16 protein-coding genes are annotated in these 20,413 nt (G+C 55.3%); 13 read left to right on the plus strand and 3 right to left on the minus strand.

The features are described from left to right. Positions 1-257 precede the first annotated feature (257 nt). Both KYK14_RS07620 and KYK14_RS07625 read left to right on the plus strand, forming a co-directional pair. Positions 258-1,187 carry a J domain-containing protein gene (locus KYK14_RS07620; protein ID WP_219158225.1) on the plus strand — a complete coding sequence of 310 codons (930 nt, stop codon included), beginning with the start codon at positions 258-260 and terminating at the stop codon, positions 1,185-1,187. Between the two features lie 48 nt (positions 1,188-1,235). Beyond that, entirely contained in the window at positions 1,236-2,024 is a 789-nt protein-coding gene (locus KYK14_RS07625; protein ID WP_185284137.1) for a TerC family protein, read from the plus strand. Between the two features lie 119 nt (positions 2,025-2,143). On the opposite strand, the gene KYK14_RS07630 is transcribed toward KYK14_RS07625, so the two are convergent. Next, entirely contained in the window at positions 2,144-2,920 is a 777-nt protein-coding gene (locus KYK14_RS07630; RefSeq protein ID WP_219158228.1) for an XRE family transcriptional regulator, read from the minus strand. Positions 2,921-3,128: 208 nt separating this feature from the next. Here KYK14_RS07630 and KYK14_RS07635 point away from each other — a divergent pair, with 208 nt between their 5' ends. The 10 genes from KYK14_RS07635 (at position 3,129) to KYK14_RS07680 (ending at position 17,114) form a co-directional block, all read left to right on the plus strand. After that, positions 3,129-3,527 carry a YbjN domain-containing protein gene (locus tag KYK14_RS07635; RefSeq protein ID WP_208307008.1) on the plus strand — a complete coding sequence of 133 codons (399 nt, stop codon included), beginning with the start codon at positions 3,129-3,131 and terminating at the stop codon, positions 3,525-3,527. A gap of 176 nt (positions 3,528-3,703) precedes the next feature. Continuing rightward, positions 3,704-4,411, plus strand: a complete 708-nt coding sequence (locus KYK14_RS07640) for a PspA/IM30 family protein (RefSeq protein ID WP_219158230.1) — start codon at positions 3,704-3,706, stop codon at positions 4,409-4,411. Positions 4,412-4,466: 55 nt separating this feature from the next. After that, complete coding sequence (locus KYK14_RS07645) at positions 4,467-4,685, plus strand: hypothetical protein (protein ID WP_185284140.1); 219 nt, start codon at positions 4,467-4,469, stop codon at positions 4,683-4,685. Positions 4,686-4,980: 295 nt separating this feature from the next. After that, positions 4,981-5,640: a hypothetical protein gene (locus KYK14_RS07650; RefSeq protein ID WP_219158232.1), complete on the plus strand. Its 660-nt coding sequence runs from the start codon at positions 4,981-4,983 to the stop codon at positions 5,638-5,640. A 321-nt stretch (positions 5,641-5,961) separates the two neighbouring features. Next, positions 5,962-6,213, plus strand: coding sequence for a PH domain-containing protein (locus KYK14_RS07655; RefSeq protein ID WP_219158234.1), 252 nt, complete (start codon positions 5,962-5,964; stop codon positions 6,211-6,213). A gap of 140 nt (positions 6,214-6,353) precedes the next feature. Then, positions 6,354-8,528 carry a flotillin family protein gene (locus tag KYK14_RS07660; RefSeq protein ID WP_219158237.1) on the plus strand — a complete coding sequence of 725 codons (2,175 nt, stop codon included), beginning with the start codon at positions 6,354-6,356 and terminating at the stop codon, positions 8,526-8,528. Positions 8,529-8,736: 208 nt separating this feature from the next. Next, complete coding sequence (locus tag KYK14_RS07665) at positions 8,737-9,123, plus strand: endonuclease domain-containing protein (RefSeq protein ID WP_208307013.1); 387 nt, start codon at positions 8,737-8,739, stop codon at positions 9,121-9,123. A gap of 88 nt (positions 9,124-9,211) precedes the next feature. Continuing rightward, a complete protein-coding gene (locus tag KYK14_RS07670) occupies positions 9,212-14,275 on the plus strand; it encodes a DNA repair ATPase (RefSeq protein WP_219158240.1) in 5,064 nt (1,687 codons plus the stop codon). A 142-nt stretch (positions 14,276-14,417) separates the two neighbouring features. Continuing rightward, positions 14,418-16,406, plus strand: a complete 1,989-nt coding sequence (locus tag KYK14_RS07675; protein WP_219158242.1) for a hypothetical protein — start codon at positions 14,418-14,420, stop codon at positions 16,404-16,406. Between the two features lie 171 nt (positions 16,407-16,577). Next, positions 16,578-17,114 (plus strand): pyridoxamine 5'-phosphate oxidase family protein, encoded by a 537-nt coding sequence (locus KYK14_RS07680; RefSeq protein ID WP_219158244.1) that lies wholly within the window; start codon positions 16,578-16,580, stop codon positions 17,112-17,114. 16 nt (positions 17,115-17,130) lie between these two features. Here KYK14_RS07680 and KYK14_RS07685 read toward each other — a convergent pair whose 3' ends face one another. Both KYK14_RS07685 and KYK14_RS07690 read right to left on the minus strand, forming a co-directional pair. Then, positions 17,131-17,424, minus strand: coding sequence for a DUF5615 family PIN-like protein (locus KYK14_RS07685; protein WP_343217072.1), 294 nt, complete (start codon positions 17,422-17,424; stop codon positions 17,131-17,133). Between the two features lie 51 nt (positions 17,425-17,475). Continuing rightward, positions 17,476-19,215 carry an alkaline phosphatase D family protein gene (locus KYK14_RS07690; protein WP_219158248.1) on the minus strand — a complete coding sequence of 580 codons (1,740 nt, stop codon included), beginning with the start codon at positions 19,213-19,215 and terminating at the stop codon, positions 17,476-17,478. A gap of 345 nt (positions 19,216-19,560) precedes the next feature. Between KYK14_RS07690 and KYK14_RS07695 the strand changes: the two genes are divergently transcribed. Then, complete coding sequence (locus tag KYK14_RS07695; protein WP_185284150.1) at positions 19,561-20,157, plus strand: RNA polymerase sigma factor; 597 nt, start codon at positions 19,561-19,563, stop codon at positions 20,155-20,157. The last annotated feature ends 256 nt before the right edge of the window (positions 20,158-20,413 follow it).

Here is a 20,413-nt window from a genome sequence, read left to right on the forward strand (position 1 = left end):
AGGTTGTAAATGGTGAACGGTAAATCATTTACTCTTCACAAGTTCACCTTTCGTCTGGCACCCCTCTCCCGGAGGATATCGCGCATCAAGCGAGTGTGGGCTGGGGGTGGGGTAATCGGCATATCTATTTAAGAACAGCTATGAAAATCACTTTACCTCATTCAAAGGCCCGCCTACTCCGTATTTCCCCGAACCATCCGGCCGGGTTGCGGCTTTATAGAGTAGTCTCGTTGAATTCATTGATTTAGTACCCGCGCATGTCGGCTCCGCTTTCTTTTACGCCTTCCAATGGTCCGTTCACGGCCAATATGTTCACCCAGCAAGCCTTCCAGCGGGCGTTGGTGGAGGTAGAAAATCTGCGCGAGCAGCTGCGCCGGGCCGAAACGACGCAGGCAGAAGCCCGGCGCCGGTACTGGCAGCAGGTAGGCCCGCTGGCCGACGCCGTGGTGACGGCCCGCCAAGCGTTGTTTGCGCCGTTGGAAGATGCCTTGCTGTGGAACGCGTTCAGCCGGGACGAGGAGCGCCAAATTACGGAGCTGCTAGTAGCCAATGCCCAGGATTTACAGGAGCGCTTTGGGGTAGAAACCCTGGATATTTTGCTGAAATACGCCCCTCCCCAGCAGTCCGAAACGGTGGAGGCTGCTACGCCAGCCGCTGAGCCCGAACGCCCCCGGCGGCGGCAGACCAAAGCCGAGCGCGCCGCTGCCGCCGAGGCCCTACAAGCAGAGCAAGATCAGCAAAGCCTGCTGGTGAATGCCAAAACCGTGTATCGCCGCCTGGCCCGCGCCAACCACCCCGACCTAGAGCGCGACCCCGCCCGGGCCGCCGAAAAAACCACCCGCATGCAGCGCATCACGCAAGCCTACGAGGCCCACGACCTCTACACGCTGCTGCATTTGCTGGCCGAAGACGAAACCGAGCCCACCGACGACTCCCTACTTATCCGCTACACCGAAGCCCTGCGCCGCCAGCTCCACGACCTGCGCCAGCAGCTCAACGAAGTGAAGTTTGGCCCGTGGAGCTTCCTGGGGAGTACGCCTAAAAAGCAGGAGGCCGGCCTGCGCCAGCTCAAGCGCCAGCTGCGCACCGAAGCGGATTATCTGGCCCAGGTAGCCCGGCAACTGCACACGCCCACCGACCTGCGTGCGTTATTACGCGAGCTGGCCGCCACGCACGCTACCTTCTAACCATTGCGCTAGCTTCCTTACCTTGGCGCTTCGCACTGCTTTTTCTCTATGTTTCTTCCGCACCTACAAGACATCCTCGCGCACCCCCTACCCTCGCTGGCTATCGTAGGCAACTTGGTGATTATCGAGAGCTTACTGTCCATCGATAATGCTGCTGTGTTGGCTACTATGGTCAGCGACCTGCCCCGCGACCAGCGTGTGAAGGCGCTACGCTACGGCATTTTTGGCGCCTACGTGTTCCGGGCGCTGTGCATTGTTTTTGCCTCGTTCCTGATTCAATTCTGGTTTTTGAAGCCCATTGGCGGCCTCTACCTGCTGTATCTTGCCTACGACCATTTCCGCAAGAAACCCACCGCGGAAGAGGATGAGGCCGAAACCGTCGAAAAGGAAAAGAGTTGGATATACCGCACCACCAAGCGCTTGCTGGGAGGCTTTTGGGCCACCGTGGCCCTTATCGAGCTGATGGACCTGGCTTTCTCTATCGACAACGTATTTGCCGTCGTGGCCTTCACCAACAATCTGATTCTGATTTGTGCGGGCGTGTTTATCGGCATTCTGGCCATGCGACTGGTGGCGCAGTCGTTCGTGGTGCTCATGGGCAAATACCCTTTTCTTGAAACGGCCGCGTTCCTCATCATCGTCATTTTGGGTCTGAAGCTATTGTTCTCTTTGTTTGAGCACTTCCTACCCCAACACCCCGTCAGCGAGTTTCTGGCCAGCACTGCCGCCGAGGTAGGCCTCACGGTCCTAACGGTCGCTATCTTCTTGGTACCCATCCTCACGTCTTGGCTGTTTGGCTTTCCTCACCACCAGGGCCAGACGCACAACGCCGAATAATTCCATTCCACACAGAGTTAGAGAAGTAAAAAAGGGAGTTAACAGGGAAGTTCAGTTATATGAACAGACTCCTGTTAACTCCCTTTTTTACTTCTCTAATTCCGTGCGAAACGGCTCTCTCACGAGCCCTCAATGCGGGCCAGCAATTCTTCCACTTGACGCTCCAATACCTGCACCCGATCTTCTAGCAAGGTAGGCGTGTGCAAGTGCGTTGTAAACTGCGCTTTGATTTCCCAGATTTCCAGCGCTTGACTGAGCGCAAAATCCTGCGCAGGATAGTCGCGGTTGTCGGCTCGTAGTTTGAGCACATCGTTGGGTAGGCGCTCGGCAAGGCGGCGCACCAGCAGCCGGCTCTGTGTGACAAACGCATAGAGCCGCCCCACGTGCAGCACCGGCACAGCCTTGTCTACGCGGCAGCACAGCACCACATCCTGGTGGCGCAAGGTAGGCTGCATATCGGCCCCGCTGATTTCAAAAGCTCGCGTTACCGGCCCCAGCGTGTGCGGAAACGTGAGCGGCTGCAACCCATCGATAAAACTCTTATCGTGGTAGTTTACAATATATTCCAGTATGCGCCGGGCAGGCACCAACGGCGTCAGCAGAGCTTGACGGTCGGCTTCGGAAGCGGCTTCTTCCACAGGAGCTTCCTTCAATGCTTCCTGAAAAATATCAAAATTGTAGAGCTCGTTTACGGTTAGCTCTTTCGTTAGTAGCAAGTCTACTGATAAGCCAAAATGCTGAGCAATCTGGATCAGCGTCTCCATTTTCGGCTCCGATCTTCCTTCTTCGTAAGCCCCAACACTGGGCCGAGCTAGACCAAATAAATCAGCGAAAGCCGCCTGACTCAGCTTCTTAACAGTTCTTATTTTGCGGATGTTCTTTCCGATGTAAGTCATGCGCGAAAAAATATTTATGCTCAAACTTTGAGCTTATCTTCAACTTTTAGTATTCTTGTAGCGTAAAGCTACTACAATACAACTAGAAGCATTTTTACAACTGCTATTTTTTTGAGCCTGGGCTACCACCAGAAAAATGTTCCGGTTTCCGGCGGTGGCTCTATCTGGTTAAGTTGCCAACGTTATGGATGCTTTTCCTTCTCTTGCTATGAAAAATTGCTACTTCCCTACCATCCAAAACTACCTGCTAGAGCTGGGCTTCGACATTCGCCGGGCCGTGGAAGCCGATGGCATCCTAGTGGTCGATAAGCCGGAGCTAGGCATTCGCAATCTGGTGATTGGCTGCGCCGATCCGCTGCTGCTGCTGGAGCAATACCTGCTGGAGCTGCCCGCGCCCTCGTGCGAGGTGTACCAGCAATTGCTCCAGAAAAACCGCGACATCATTCACGGCGCTTTTGCCCTGGATGAATCGGGCCGCAAGGTGATTTTCCGCGATACGCTGCAAATCGAAACCCTTGACCGGCAGGAGCTGGAAGCCGTGCTCAACTCCCTGGGTTTGCTGCTGAGCGAATATTCGGAGGAGCTGATTGGCTTCGCGAAGGGTTAAGAATTTCTGTCGTCCTGTAAGAGTCTCTGTCATCCTGAGCAGAGCGAAGGACCTTCTCACGAGAGAACGAGTCGTTGGTACGCCTGTCGGGCAGATGTGAGAAGGTCCTTCGCTCTGCTCAGGATGACAGAGACATAGAGAATAAATCAATAGTTAACCTATTAAAAATCAACAACATGAACATTTTATCCCGCCTCTTCAAAATTGGGCAATCGGAAGCCCACGCCGCTGTCGACCAGCTCGAAAACCCCATTCACCTCACCGAGCAAGGCCTGCGCGACCTGCGCCAGGACCTCGACAAGAGCCTGCAAGCGCTGGCCGAGGTAAAAGCCATGGCCATTCGGGCGCGCAACGAGGGCGAAAACTTCCGCTCCAAGGCACTCGACTACGAAAACAAGGCTGTGCTCCTACTACAACGCGCACACAAGGGCGATTTGGACAGCGCCGAAGCCGACCGACTAGCTGGCGAAGCATTGCTCAAAAAAGGAGAAAACGAAGCCCAAACCACCCGCGCCACTCAGGATCAGGAGCAATTTGAGAAGTCGGCGGCGCAGCTGAGCGAGAACGTGCAGCAGCTCAAGCAGACCATTTCGCAGTGGGAAAACGAGCTGAAGACCCTAAAGGCCCGTCAGACGGTGAGCACCGCCACCAAAACCATCAACAAACAGTTGGCCCAGCTCGATTCGTCGGGCACGGTGGCGCTGCTGGAGCGCATGAAGGAAAAGGTAGCCGTGGAAGAAGCACTAGCCGAATCGTACGGGCAAATCGCCAACGAAAGCAAAAGCATCGACGGCGAGATTGACAAAGCCCTGGCTGGCAGCAGCACCAGCCAAGCCGCTGCCAATGTACAGGCGCTGAAGGCGAAACTGGGCCTCACGGAGTAGAAAAAAGGGCGACGTAATCTGTCTTAACAGCTAGCAAACCAACCATTTCCTTCTCATGACTACCACCGAAAAGTTTCTTTACTACGCCGCTTCGCTGATCGTTATTGTGGTGGTTGGATTGCGCCTGTTTCACCTGCTCGACCCCGGTTGGGGCATGATTGCGATACTACTCTGTAGCATTCTGACGAATAGGGTGTACGCCCAGTATGCGGGCCGGCTGGCCCAGCGCAACATAGAGTTGGAGGAGCAGCTAACTCAGCATCAACAGCTATAATTTTTTACGCTTTCTATCGATGACTGCCAAAGAGAAGCTATTTCATTGGAGCGGTGCCGCTATACTGAGTGCTGTTATTCTTTCACACTGGTTTGGTTGGCTCGATTCCACTGCTGCGGTTCGACTATTTCCAGCGGGCCTCATATTATATACCATAGCCTTTGGTCGCTACACGCGTCGCCTTCGTGCTGAGAATAACGAGTTAAAGCGGCAACTCTCTACTACCCCAATCTAACGTCTGAGTACAGAACGCAGCTTCTGCGCAAGTACCCTTTGGCTTTTTTCTTCCTTCATCATGACTGAGCTACTACAAGCCGCCGTTTCGCCGCCCAACTTGGTCCCTACCGGGCTGCTGGTGTTCGTGCTGCTCTACTGGCTCACGGTTGTGGTAGGGCTGGTGCATATTGATGCGCTGGACGTGGACGTAGCCACCGACGCAGATGTTGACCTCGACGCACACACCGGGCCGCACCTGCACCACGGCGAGCTAGGGGTAGATTGGTTGAACAATGCCTTGGCCTTTTTCAACCTGGGCCGCGTGCCGCTGATGGTGTTTCTAAGCTTCGTGGCCCTACCCTTGTGGGCTGGCAGCATCCTGCTCAATTACTATACGCAGAATACTTTTTGGTTATTAGGTATAGTTTTCCTGCTTCCATTGCTCGTAGGAAGCCTTTTTCTGGCGAAGGTGCTTACTATGCCCTTCGTTAAACTCTTCGCGGCACTGGAAAAAGACCACGATGCCGGCGGGCAACCGCTGGGCAAGATATGCACCGTGCTCCTATCTACCACGCACGAGCGCATGGGCCAAGCAGCGGTACCGCAAACCAGCGGCGCGCCATTGGTACTCAACGTGCGCGCCGCCTCGGTCACCGAGCTACGCAAGGGCGACTCGGCCCTGGTCATCGACTTCGACGCGCAACGGCGCTGCTATTTAATTGAGCCCTACGAAGAGTAGCAAGCTGCTCCACACTCTAATGTCGCGCAACAAACGAACACAGGAGGGGTGGACCGGCGCTCTAGAATTGCTTCTGGATGTAGGAATATTGCTATGGAAAGGCTTGCGCCTCGCAGGGCACGCGCTGGTTTTGCTTTTTAATTTTTTAGCCGATTTCTAACCACAATGAAGCACCTCTTTCCTTCCAAAATCAGTTGGTGGCTGTTTGGGCCGATACTATTATTGTTGCTAGTACTACCTTTTTTACACTGGCAGAAAACAACAGGCCATTTCATAGCTACCCTCGTGAATCTGTCGGTTGTTGCCTTTTTTCTTTACCTAATGCGCACTACGCACTACACGATAACGCAAACCCATCTGTTGGTGCGATGCGGGCCGTGGCGAGTGCAGATGCCGGTAGATAGCATTACACGGGTGGAGCCTACCCACAATCCTATGAGCTCAGCAGCCCTTTCGCTTGACCGGCTGGCCATCCATTACAATCGCTACGATGAAATTCTAGTGTCGCCCCGCGATAAGGCGAATTTCATTGAAGCGTTGCGGCAAGTGAACCCACAGATTCAGGTGGGCTAGCACCATGCTTCATCGGTTGAAACGCTCTTGGCAATGGCTCAACGAGTCCGTGGCCGAATCTTTGGTAGAGGGCCTGTTGGATACCCTCTTTGATTAATCTTTTCCCCGAATTTATTTCCCTACTCTTACTCCCTACTTCTATGGTTGCTCAATTATCGTGGGCAGTGCTGCTCATTATCGGCTTTTTGCTGCTGGGCTTGTTCGCGCTGCTCGTCAAAATGTATCAAAAGGCCGTGCAGGGCGAAGCCCTTGTGCGCACCGGCCTCGGCGACACGAAGGTATCCTTCTCCGGCATCTTTGTGGTGCCCGTATTGCACAAGCTGGAGGTGATGGACATCACCTTGAAGACCATCGTCATTCAGCGGGCTGGTTCCGAAGGATTGGTGTGCAAAGACAACCTACGGGCTGATTTAAAGGTCAATTTCTACGTGCGTGTCAACAAGACGCACGACGACGTGGTACAGGTGGCGCAGAGCATCGGTACGCGCCGCGCTTCTGACCCAGCCGCGCTGGAAAACCTGTTCGATGCCAAGTTCTCAGAGGCATTGAAGACGGTAGGCAAGCAGTTCGATTTCATCGAATTATACAACTCGCGCGAACAGTTTAAACTGGAAATTCTGCGCATCATCGGCACCGATCTGAACGGCTATGTGCTCGACGACTGCGCCATCGACTACCTCGAGCAAACGCCGCTGGCCTCGCTCAACCAGGATAATATTCTCGACGCTGAGGGTATCAAGAAGATTGTGGCTTTGACTTCGGAGCAGAAAATCCAGGCCAACTCCATTGCCCGCGAGATGCAAAAAACCATCAAGAAGCAGGACGTGGAAGCCCAGGAAACCATTCTGCAACTTGATAAACAACTCGTTGAGAACCAGGAAAAGCAGAAGCGCGAAATTGCCAACATCAAGGCCCGCGAGCTGGCCGAAACCGAGAAGGTGCAGCAGGAAGAAAAGCTGAAATCGGAGCGCGCCCGCATTGCCACCGAGGAAGAGGTAGGCATTGCCCAGCAAAACCGCGACCGGCAGGTGCTGGTAGCCGAGCGCAACAAGCAGCGCACCGACGCCGTGGAAACTGAGCGCGTGGCTCAGGCTAAAGCCTTGGAAGCCAACGAGCGCGAGCGGATTGTGGCACTGGCCCAGATTGAAAAGGAAAAGGCGCTGGAAGAAGAGAAAAAGAACATCCAGACGATTATCCGGGAGCGAATTGTGGTAGAAAAAGCCACCGTTCAGGAGGAAGAAAAGATCAAGGACACCCGCGCCCAGGCCCTGGCCGAGCGCGACAAGCTAGTAGCCCTCACGGCCGCCAAGCAGGAAACCGAAGCCGCTACGGTAGCTATGGTCGGCAACGCCGACATGGAGCGCCAAGCCGCCGAGTTCCGCGCTAAGCAGGCCCTGATTGACGCCGAAGCCGAGAAGGCTTCCGCCGAGTTCAAGGCTCAGGCCATCCGGACACTGGCCGAAGCCGAAGCCAGCAAAGCCGCTGCCGTAGGCTTGGCCGAAGCCCAGGTGATGCAGGCCAAAGCTACTGCCCGCCAGAAAGAAGGAGAAACCGAAGCCACTGTATTGCAGCTCACTGCTGCCGCCGAGGCCCAGGCTATCCAATCGAAAGCCGGTGCGCAGGCCGAGGCTGACGAAAAGCTGGGTCTGGTAGCCGCCAAAATCAACCGCGAAAAAGGCCTCGCCGACGCCGACATCATCCAGGCCCGCGCCGACGCCGACCAGAAGAAAGGACTGGCCGAAGCGGCCGTATCGGAGCAAAAATTTGCGGTGGAAGCCAAGGGCATCGAGGCCAAGGCCGATGCCATGAAGAAGCTCGACGGGGTAGGCAAGGACCACGAGGAGTTCAAGTTGCGCCTGGACAAGGAGAAGTCGGTGGAGCTGGCCCAAATCAGCATTCAGAAGGACATTGCTGCTTCGCAGGCCGACGTGATTGGCGAGGCGCTCAAAGCCGCCAAAATCGACATCGTGGGTGGCGAAACGATGTTTTTCGACCAGATCATCGGCTCCATTACGAAGGGTAAAATGGTGGACCGCGCCGTGCACAACAGTGAAGTGCTGGGCACCGTGAAGGACGCTTTCTTCTCCATCGACGGTAACGGCGGTGGCGACTTCAAAACCAACTTGCGCCGCTTCGTGGATCAGTTCGGCCTGAGCAGTGAGGACATGAAGAACCTCAGCGTCTCGGCCCTGCTGCTGAAGATGATGAACCAAGCTGGTGATGATGCCACGCGGGCAACGATTACGCAGCTGGCTGGCACGGCTACCGCGCTGGGGATTAGTGATAAGCCGGCGAAGATGCTGGAGTTGAAGTAACCCCACCCCCCAGCCCCCTCCCCTCCGGGAGAGGGGGAGCCTGGCGGCGCGAAGAATATACTTTTAATATGGTATGCCACTCTATGTATACAGCTCTATGAATACCTATTATAATCCTGAAAACCTGAACGAGACTCCTCAGGCTCCCCCTCTCCCGGAGGGGAGGGGGTCGGGGGGTGGGGTCCCAGAGTTGAACGAGCCTTACCGCATGTACACCACTGATGCGAAGCGGTGGACTAGAAGCCTGAAAGAGTATGCTCGTGCCAACCGCAAGAACCCTACTCCCGCTGAAGATCATTTATGGCAAGAACTACGCGCCCACAAGTTGGGCGTGCAGTTTCGCCGTCAGCACGCCATTCAGCAGTTTATCGTCGATTTCGTCTGCTTGGAAGCTTGGCTGATCATCGAAGTGGATGGTAGCATTCATAATGAGACCGAACAAGCCGAATATGATGGCGGCCGCACGCATAATTTGCAGGAGGCGGGCTTTTTAGTGCTGCGCTTCACCAACGAAGATGTGCTACACAACACGCCACAAGTTCTGCAAACTATTACCGAGCACCTAAAACTGCTACTCCTACCTTACCAAGGGTAACCCAAGCGCCCCTAACATAAAAATCATCCACCTAACGTCAGGCTCCCCCTCTCCCGGAGGGGAGGGGGCTGGGGGGTGGGGTCCCGCCATGAACCAACTCGAAACCGGCACCTACGAAATTCTGCGCAACCGCCTGCAAAAAAGCAGCACTGGCCTGCGCCAGCGCCTCGACGCGCTCAACACCGAGCGCAAGCAGGTATTCGGGGCGGTGGATACGCGCCTGCTGGGCACCGGCCGCATCACCACGGAAAACAACTGCTTGGCCTGGGACATGGTACCGGTGGGGCAGCAGTTCATCTTTGGCTATAACGTGGTGCTGGGCCTGAAAGCGGAGCCCGACCTAGCCGATGTGTTTGGCGTGTACGAATACGCCGAGCACGATTTCCGGCCGCTGGGACTGGAGCTCTTGCAGAATCCGCAGTTTCTGGAGGAGTTCCGTAACCTGTACCGCTACTACAAGAACACCCAGTTCGTGAAGTTTGCGGTGCTGGGCGTGCATCTGTTTATGGTGTTTCGGGTAGGGAAAAGCGCCTCCGATGTGAAGACGTTTAAGTGGCTGATGCAGGGCGACACCCTCACCTACCTCGACAACCGCTCCGACCACGAGTACACCTTCCCGCCCCAGCACGAGTTCCAGTGGCAGCGCGCCACCCGCGACATGCAGCGCACGGGCAAGCACCCGCACGTGAGCATTGAGGACAAGGTGTTCGTGGAAACCATCGGCGGCGACCTGACCATCAAGGTAGAAGACAACACCGCCACCGGACAGGGAATTTTGAGCGAGCCGGTGGACGACAAGGACCAGACCCTCGACGACTCGGAAATCTACTTTGCCGTGGTGGGCAACCTGATTCTGTTGAAAATCAGGCCCTACCAGGAGCAGCAGTACCGCTACTTCATTTTCAATCACCGGCTCAAAACCGCCCAGCGCCTCGATGCCCTCGCCGATGCCTGCGTGCTGCTGCCCGACGGGCAGGGCCTGATTTTTCCGCACGGCTTCTACCTGCAAACCGGCGACAACAAGCTGTTCGACAACGGCTTGCGGGAGATGCTGTTTGAGAAGCGGGTAGTGTCGCCGAACGGTGAAGATTTCCTGTACGTGTTCTACAACAAAGACCACGGCACCTACCTGCTGCTGAGCTACAACCGCATTGCCCAGCGCGTGGATAACCCCATTGTGTGCCACGGCTACGCCCTGTTCGAGAATGGGGAGCTGTGCTACTTCCGGGCCGACGACGAGCCCAAGAAGCACCACGCCGTGCAGATCTGGCAAACGCCCTACACGGCCCCGGATTTCGAGCTACCCGTCACCTCCGATTCCTACCTCTACAAGCTGGGCAACAAGGAGATAGTGCGGGCCATGAGTGAGGTACAGGAGGTCCTGACGCTGACCAGCAAGGACGACTCCTACGCCGGCCTCTACCTCGACCTGATTCGCCAGACCACCGCCCTCACCGACGCCTACCACTGGCTGCGCGAGCCTGCGGCCCAGGCCTTGGCTGAGCCGTTGGGCGACATTCGTCAGACGGCCACGGCGGCAGTGGAGGAGTTTGAGAAGGTGCAGAGCATCCGCAAAAACACCGCCCAGCAAATCCAAACCGTCTTCCAGAAGGCCGACGAGCTAACCAGCCGCATCCGCCGCTTGGCGCCCGATACTGTCACGGAATTTGTGCAGCTGCTGGGTGAACTGCGCGGGGTGCGGGGCGCGGTGATTTCGTTGAAAGAACTGCGCTACGTGGAGCTGCCGGCCGTGGAACAACACGCCGCCGAGCTGGAAGAGTTGAGCAAGGAAGTGGCCACCCAAACCGTGGACTTCCTACTTCGGCCCGATGCCCTCCTACCCTATGCCCAGCGCGTGCAGGCTATTGCCGACGGTGTGGAGCTGGTGCAGAAAACCGTGGAGGCCGACCAGCGCGAGCAGGAGGCCACCGCCGTGGCCCAAGAGTTGGAGCTGCTGATTGAGGTAGTGAGCAACCTGCCCATTCCCGACCCTACCCAGACCACGGCCATCATCGACAACATCTCGACGGTGTACGCCCGCTTCAATCAGATTCGGGCTGCCCTGAAAAGAAGGCGGCAGGCCCTGGCCGGTACCGAGGCTCAGGCGGAGTTTACGGCCCAGCTCAAGCTGTTGGAACAGGCCCTCACCAACTACCTCGACCTGGCCGACACGCCCGCCAAATGCGACGAGTACCTGACCAAGCTCATGGTGCAGCTCGAAGAATTGGAAGGTCGTTTCCCCGACTTCGACCAGTTTATCGAGCAGCTCACCACCCGGCGCGAGCAGGTAGTGGAAGCTTTCGAGGCGAAGAAAACGTCCCTGGTGGCCGCCCGCAACCAGCGCGCCACTGCCTTGCTGCAATCGGCGGAGCGGCTGCTGAAAGCGGTGCAAAGCCGCCTCGCCCGCCTGGAATCGGTGGCGGACATCAATGGGTACTTTGCCGCCGATGTGATGGTGGAGAAGGTGCGCCACACCGCCCAGGAGCTGCTGAACCTCGGCGACTCGGTGAAGGCCGACGACGTGCAGAGCCGGCTGAAAACCCTGCGCGAAGACGCCGTACGCCAGCTCCGCGACCGGGCTGACTTGTTCGCCGACGGCGGCCAGACCCTCAAATTTGGTCCCCACGCTTTCACCGTGAACACCCAGCCCCTGGAGCTGACCGTGGTGCTGCGCGACGACGCCCTGCACTACCACCTCACGGGCACCAACTTTTTCCAGAAAATAACCGACCCTACCCTGCTGGCGGCCAAGCCCGTGTGGGAGCAAACGGTGGTATCGGAAAATCAGGACGTGTACCGGGCCGAGTTTCTGGCCTGGCGCATTCTGCAAGCGGCTCAGCGCCCTACCCCCGCCAACCCCGAAGCCGGTCGTCCGGCCGTGCTGTCGGTAACTGAGCTAGGCCGCCTCAGCAACGCGGAGCTATTGGCCTACGTGCAGCAGTTTATGGCTGCGCGCTACCAGGAAGGCTACCTCAAAGGCGTGCACGACCACGATGCGGCCCTGCTGCTCACGGCCCTGGTGCGCCTCGCCCGCACAGCCGGCCTACTCCGCTACCCCGCCGACACCCGCGCCGCCGCGGCCCTCTACTGGCTGCGCTTCGCCGACCCCGACCAGCGCGCCCACTGGGAGCGGCAGCTACAGGGCATCGGCGTGCTGCTGCAAGTCTTTCCCGATTCGCAGGAGTTCGACCAGTTGAAAACCGAGCTGCAAGCCGCCGTGGAAACCTTCGCCCGCGAAACCGGCCTGTTTACGCCAGACCAGGTAGCCGAAGCCGGCGACTACCTGTTTGCTTCGCTGACGCAGGTAAGTAGTGCTTCTCCAACATCAGAACTGACCAAAAACCAAGAACCAAAACCCAAAAACCCCTTCATCATCTCCCAGGAAGTCGCCGAGCTGTACCAGCAGTTTCAGAAGCAGCTACAGGAGCGCCAGGCCACAGAGCTGTTCCAGCAGTCCATCGGCCAACTCCAGGACCAGCCGGTAGCGCAGTTCCAGCTGGTGCGGCAGTGGGTGCAGGCGGTGGACCTCACCCCCCCAGCCCCCCTCTCCTCGGGGAGAGGGGGGAGTCAGACGTCAGCAAACGGCACTGGTGTATCACAAACCCAAGTTCAAGGAGAAAATCAACAACCGTCGAACAACAATCGTCTGGCTCCCCCTCTCCCCGAGGAGAGGGGGTCGGGGGGTGAGGTAGCCGTCCTCCTACTCACTGGCACGTTCGACCCCACTCGCGTCATCCACACGCCTACCCGCGAAGTCCTCGCCGATTTCCAGGGCACGCACCCGCGTCTCTCCGACGACCGTACCTACCTCCTCAACTTCCCCAACTTCCGTCGCCGGCTGCTGCACTACGACCGGGTGCTGGTACCGCAGTTCGAGCAGTTTCAGGAGTTGAAGAAGCAGCTCCTGGTGCGGGCTGCCCAGGACATGCGCCTGGAAGATTTCCGCCCGAGGGTACTCACGTCGTTTGTGCGCAATCAGCTGATTGATAAAGTGTACCTACCCCTCATCGGGGCCAACCTGGCCAAGCAGATCGGGACGGCGGGCGAGGGCAAGCGTACCGACCTCATGGGCCTGCTGCTGCTGATTTCGCCGCCCGGCTACGGCAAGACTACCCTCATGGAGTACGTGGCGAATCGGCTGGGCCTCATTTTCATGAAGATCAACGGGCCAGCCATTGGGCACGCCGTGACCAGCGTAGACCCCGCCCAGGCGCCCAACGCCGGAGCGCGGCAGGAGCTGGAAAAGCTAAACCTGGCCTTCGAGATGGGCGACAACGTGATGATTTACGTGGACGACATTCAGCACTGCCACCCCGAGTTTTTGCAGAAGTTTATCTCGCTCTGCGACGCCCAGCGCAAGATTGAGGGCGTGTACGAGGGCCGCGCCCGCACCTACGACTTCCGCGGCCGCAAGGTGGCGGTGGTGATGGCCGGCAACCCCTACACCGAAAGCGGCGACGTGTTTCAGCTGCCCGACATGCTGGCCAACCGCGCCGACATCTACAACCTCGGCGACATCCTGACCGCGGGCTCCGAGGAAGCCTTCCGCCTCTCCTACCTCGAAAACGCCCTTACCAGCAACGCCGCCCTCAGCCGCCTCGCCACCCAAAGCCCCCAGGACGTGCCCGCCCTCATCCGCCTCGCCGAAACCGGGCAGCAAGACGGCCTGAGCCTGGAGGGCAACCACTCGCCCGAGGAGCTGAACGAGTACGTGGCCGTGCTGCAAAAGCTGCTGCGCCTGCGCGACGTGGTGGCCCAGGTGAATGCCGCCTACATTGCCAGCGCCGCCCAGGCCGACGCCTACCGCACCGAGCCGCCCTTCAAGCTGCAAGGCTCCTACCGCAACATGAACAAGCTGGCCGAGAAGGTGCGCCCCGTGATGAACGACCAGGAAATAACAGACCTACTGGCCGCCCACTACGCCAGCGAAGCTCAAACCCTCACCAGCGCCACCGAAGCCAACCTGCTCAAGCTGCGCGAGTTGCTGGGCTGGCTCACCCCCGCCGAGCAAATCCGCTGGCAGGAAATCAAAGCCACCTTCCGCAACAACCTCCGCAACTCCGGCGCCGGCCAGCTCCTTCAAATACTGGATAAGCTGGAAAGCATTGCCGGTGGGTTGAGCGGGATTCGGGAGGCGCTGAAGCGGGAGTAGCCACCAATAAAATATTCAATTCTTCCAATATGCTATTCACATTGGCATAGTCATAAAATACACTAAAATCAATAGTATTTACAAAGTCTTAACAAGAAAATTTTATAGAAATTGCTATTCTGTAGATCTTTTTAGAAATAGAATGAAAATCACACAAAGTACTCAACAGGTGGCTACAGGATTCGACTTGTTTCGACTTAACTGCATGCTGGAAGATAGTACGGCAGCTAACTTTAATCAAGTAGTTGAATCTGTAGTTATTGACTTCTTGTTTGATCAAGAGGATGAAGTTACTGTCAGTGATGTTTACAGTTATACCAGTACTTATCTAGGAATACCAATTCATTTAGAGCAATTTTTACCAATTGTAGACAAATCCCAAAATATTCAAAAAAGGGCAGATGTTGAATTAGTATACTTGAGTTTGTCAGGAACAAAGCGAGAAGATATAAACAGAAATTTAGCAGAAAATGATATATCTAAACAAATAAATAAATTTTTACATTCAAAAAATTATGATCAAGGAGTAGGACCTGTCCTACTTGAGATGCTAAACATTTCTGTTTACGAAAACATAAATTCATTTGCATCCGAAAATATAAAATCTATAATATCAAAAAATTTAGATACAAAATTTTCATTAGAAAACATTAAACTTTTCAATGATTTTCTGGACGAAAAGGATACAGAGAAAAACAATGTTCTATTTAAGCACTTCCTTAAAGCAGTCGAATTTGCCATTGTAACTTCTGGCAAGGGAGTAAAGAATTTTTCTGCTAATATTTTTTCTAATAAAACTTACTTAATAGATACTAATGTCATATTTAGATATCTTGGTGTTGGAGGACCAGAAAGAAAGGCCAATCTAGAGCAGCTCTTTGACATGTGCCATCATCAAGGAATAAAATTTATAATAACCAATCACACTAATAAGGAGTTCAGAAAAAAACTATCGAAGTCTGCTCAATTTTTAGAAAAAGTTCTATACGGGGTTGATACAAAACTTGCACAAGAAGTTTTTTCTGACAACAGCATTCGCTTCAATCAAGATTTTGTTTCCCACTATTTAGCATATCAAGCCGCTGGCATAGTATCAAAACCATCTTTATATGATACGCAATTATTAGCTGATTTCAGTGCTTTTTGCAAAAAATACAATATTGAGCAAAAGGAAATGAAATTCGAGGCTGGCAAAATAAAAAGTATTTCAGACGCTATATGGAATGAAAAACACAAAACAAGAAGCTATTACACACGCGAAGCTTCTGAAGTTGATGCAAACAACATATTGAGTGTGCAAAACCTTAGAGGTTCTAATAACCACAACTATGCCGACGTCAAGTCTTTCTATCTAACAACAGATAAATCATTAAATCAGATACTCGACACTAATAGCCGTATTGCTGAAACTATCCTTCCAAGCCAGCTCTATTTATTACATAGCTGTTTATCTGGTGAAGCTTCTGCAATTGACTTTTCAACTTTCGCTAGCTTTTTAAAGAAGAGAACTACTGCATACAAATATGCAGGCAAAGAAATTCTAAGGTTTGTCAGTAGCTTACAGAGTGTAACATCTGATTCTGACAGAGCAATTGATATAATTAAAGCATACATTGACAAAAGATACTTGGATGCTAAAATAGAAGACAGTGATATAAAGCATGTATCGTTCAAAGAGTTTGCCACAACAGAAATGGATAAAAAAGTAGAAGATTTAAGTTCTACTTTAGATGCAGCAAGAAAACGCAATAATGATTTTGACAACATGCTCAACATGCAAAATCAAGAAATTTTGCGTATATTAAAAAGTACCCTTTTTTATACTAGAGCAATTGATATATTTATTATTATCATAGTGATACCATTTACATCTTATTATACAAAGAAAATCTTAGGACAAAATGAAAATTTATTTTTCATAACACTGATTATGCTTGAATTTATTAAATACATAATATCATCAAAAACATCTGTTTTACAGAGAATTTGGAGAAATATGTTCCGATATATTGTTAAGAATAGCAGCTTATACCGCGCACAGCATGACAAAGAGAAGTTTAACAGTCTAGTGGAAAAAGCCTTCCCTTCTTTAACAACAAATATATATACTTATCAAGTCCCTAATAATTAACATATGATTGAATTATTCAGCATATTTTAAGAATAAAACCTCTTCAGTTATATTGGCAGAGACTAACTACGTAAGCACATGCCTATTGCAATGCGTGACTAACCTTGAAACAAGGCTTGGCCTCTATAACTAAGGATTCTACCTTGTTATCCAGCTAAATTCCTTCCCTGCATGGGCAAGCAATACCCCGCCATCAGCGCCGAAACCCAGGCCTTTATCGAGCGGCAACACGTGTTCTTCGTGGGCACAGCCGCCGCGGATGGGCGCGTCAATATCTCGCCCAAGGGCCAGGATACCCTGCGCGTGCTCGATGTCAACCGCGTGGCCTGGCTGAACCTGACCGGCAGCGGCAACGAAACCGCCGCACACCTGCTGGAGGTAAACCGCATTACCCTGATGTGGTGCGCCTTCGAGGGCAAGCCCAACATCCTGCGCCTCTACGGCACCGCCACCGTGTACCACCCCCGCGACGCGGAGTGGACCGAGCTGCTCCCCCTGTTCCCGCCCCTGCCTGGCTCCCGGCAGATAGTAGTAGTCGAGGTGGACCTCGTGCAGACCTCCTGCGGCATGGCCGTGCCGTTCTTCGACTACCGGGCCGAGCGCGACGAGTTGAACGACTACATGGAACAGCGCGGCCCCGAGCAGGTAGCGCAGTATTGGCACACCCGCAACGCCCGCAGCATCGACGGTAAGCCTACCGGCATCTGAGCTGAAATTTACATGCCTACCCCAACCACAGCACCAGCACCCCAAACTCCGTCTGTGGCTTTGCTAGAAACTCTTGCAACTGCGGCAGCTGGGCTAATAGGAATTCGTCCAGTTTGGCTACTGGTACCTGTGCATGTTGCATGGCTACCACGCAGGGCGGAAAGCCCTTGTCTTTGGTTGGCAAGTCGTAGCCATGCTGCCTGGTGTAGCGCCAGATGCTCGTAGCCGGGCGAGTGTGCAGGCCAATGGCGCGGACGTGCAGCACCGCCGTGCCATGCGGGCGCAGCAATGCCACTGAGCCCCACGAGATGCCCCCATCGGGAGCAACCGCCTGGCAACCTACCCTAGCGAGAACACGCTGCTACGATACCGTAACGGTTCGTCCCACGGTAGTCGCCGTGCTTTCGGTGGCTAGCCCCTCCACGTATTTCCAGGTAGAGGTGGCGTTGGTGGCCGTGAAGCTTACTTCCACGAAGCCCCGGTGCGAGGCGTCGAGGTAGTGCAAGTCGTTGATGAGGGCCGTGTTGAGCTGCTCGAAAGCACCAATGGTAGCCGGATCGGAGCCCAGGAATGCCTCAAACCCCGGCGACGATACCGACGAGCAAGCAAACTCCATCCCTACCACCGTGCCGCCGCTAGTGCGCAGGTCGCTGTGCCAAGCGTTGTGCGTGTCGCCAGCCAGCGATACCAGCTTCTTGCCGCTGCCCACGGCCCCCAGAATGGCTTCCCGCTCGGCGGGGTAGCCGTCCCAGGCATCAAGGTTGTAGGGTAGCACCGTTTCCACGCGGGCCCGCTCGGCGGCCGTTACGATAGGGTCGCTGGCCGCGATGCGCCTTTTGATGGCGAGCAGCTGGGCCGCTACGGTGGCGTATTGCGTCAGCAAGGCGGGGGTAGCACCGCTCGTGAGCTGGGCCACCAGCGGCAGCAACTCGGCCGGAATATACATCTTACCCATCAGCACCTGCGAGCCTAGCACCTGCCATTTGGCTGTGCTGCCGGCTAGGGCTGCCGTCAGCCAGCTGCGTTGTTCCGTACCCAACATCGTGCGGGTCGGGTTCAGCCACGCCGACCCGAAGGCCGCGCTATTGAAGGCGCCGGTGCTGCTAAAGTAGCTACCCAGGTTCAGCTGCTGGTTGCGGCCTACCAGGCGGGTGTCGAGCATCAGCAGGTTGGCCAAGCCGCCCAGGTCGAAACGGCGGTAGATTTTGGTTTTGTCGCTCACGCGGGCCGGCAGGTACTCGTGCCACACTTGCTGGGCAAACTGCTTGCGCTGCGCAAAGCTGCCCTCGTTGGCCTGGTGGTTTTCGGCCCCGTCGGTGTAGGCATCGTTGGTTACCTCGTGGTCGTCCCACACCGCAATAAAAGGCTTGAGCTGATGCACGCGCTGCAACTGCTTGTCGGAGCGATATTGCCGATAGCGCGTGCGGTAGTCGCTGAGCGACAGGATTTCGGTGGCCGGCAGGTGGGCGCGGTTGAGCGTAGCCGTGCTGCTGTTGGTGCCGTAGCCGCCCGCGCCATATTCGTATATGTAGTCGCCCAGGTGCACTACCGCATCGGCATCCGACTCGGCCACCGCGCCATACACGTTAAATAGCCCAGCCTGGTAGTTGGCGCACGACACCACCGCCAGCTTCACGCTGCTGGCCTGCCCGTTGCCGGGTAGCGTGCGGGTCTCACCCACCACCGATTCGGCGCGGGTTTGGTCGTTGCGGAAGCGGTAGTAATACTTCTTATACGCCGTCAGCGCCGGCACATCGGTCCACACGGTGTAGTCATTGGCGGCCGTGGCGGTGAGGTTGCCCGAGGCTTTCACCGTGGCAAAGCCGCCGTCTTCGGCCACTTCCCAGCGGATGGTCGCGTCGCCGGTTTCGTTGTCGGCCGGGGTGTAGCGGGTCCAGATGATGACGTTGTTCTGGCTGGGGTCGAAGCTGGCCACGCCTTCCCGGAAACCAAAGTCGCCGGTATAGTTTAGCAGGTCCTCGTTGTCGTCGTTGCAGCTGCTGAGTAGGGTTGGCAACAGCGCCACCCCGCCCGAAACCACAGCGGTATGCTTGATAAACTCCCGGCGGGTAATCGTTATAGAAGTAGTTTTTTTGGCCATAGCAACTGAAGAATTAGCACGGAAAGCCAAAAGTAGGAGCAGCGTATTATCAAATGATTAGTAGAGTATTATAGAATTTCTTACAGCGATAGAACGCACGCACTCGCGCGGCTGTGCCGAGGCAGCTCCGACCAGAAGGCGCGCACCAGCCCGCCGCGCCGAGGAGAGAGCGGCAGGACAGTTAAGCAGCCAATACGGTAGGATTTCCTCCCTACCTCGCGGGCGCAAGCTGCATAGTGCTATCCCGCCGGGCAACGACCACCCCGATAAGGAATAACAATCTGGTAACGATTCAGTAACCACTCCTACCCTACCCTGTCGAGTATCTTCGTAAAAACTACGGGCATGAACTTTCCACACGAAGAGAGTAGGCTGCTCGCGGCCGTAGCCACCGGTGACCGACGGGCCTTTACGCAGCTCTACAGCACGTATCTGCATGGGTTGCAGCGCTATATTTTTCTCTTCACGCGCTCCGAGGAAACGGCGCAGGAGTTGGCGCAGCAAGTATTTATCGCCATCTGGGAGCGGCGGGCGCAGCTGCCGGCCATTGCCAGCTTTCGGCAGTATCTGTACCGCGCCGCCAAGAATTTGGTGTACGACGAGGTGCGACAGCAGCAGCGGCAGCTCAGTGCCTACGCCGAGGTGCACGCGGCCGCTACCCCCTGCGGGCAGCCCGCCGATCAGGCACTCATCAACCAGCAATACCACGAGCAGGCCCAGGCCCTGATCCGGCAATTGCCCACCAAGCGCCGGCAGATTTTCCTGTTGCGTACCCAGGAAGAACTGTCGCTGGACGAAATTGCGCAGCGGCTGGATATCTCTAAATCGGTGGTGAAGAAGCAGCTGTACGCCGCCATCGACTACGTGAAGAAAAACCTGCTGCTGCACAGCGATGCCGTGGTGCAGCTGGCTATCTGCGGGCTACTGCCGAGCGTTTTTTAAGAAGCTGTTTGCGTTATTGATTGCACGGTGTAGAGACGCGTATTCGCGTCTTGCCGTCCGCGCCGTATAGTTCAACGACGAGACGCTATGCGTCTCTACACCGTTCCAGCGGCCTTTTAGCTAAGGCAAACAGTCTCCTGGCAGTCGTTGTCGTTCTGGTGGGCGCTGTATACGCTTTAAACCAGCCCACACCGCATATTACCTTTTTGTGATCAAAGGGGCCGCGGGCCGCAGTTGTTCGTCTTAAGGGCGAAAT

Source organism: Hymenobacter profundi, from assembly GCF_019334315.1.
Taxonomy (GTDB): Bacteria; Bacteroidota; Bacteroidia; order Cytophagales; family Hymenobacteraceae; genus Hymenobacter; species Hymenobacter profundi.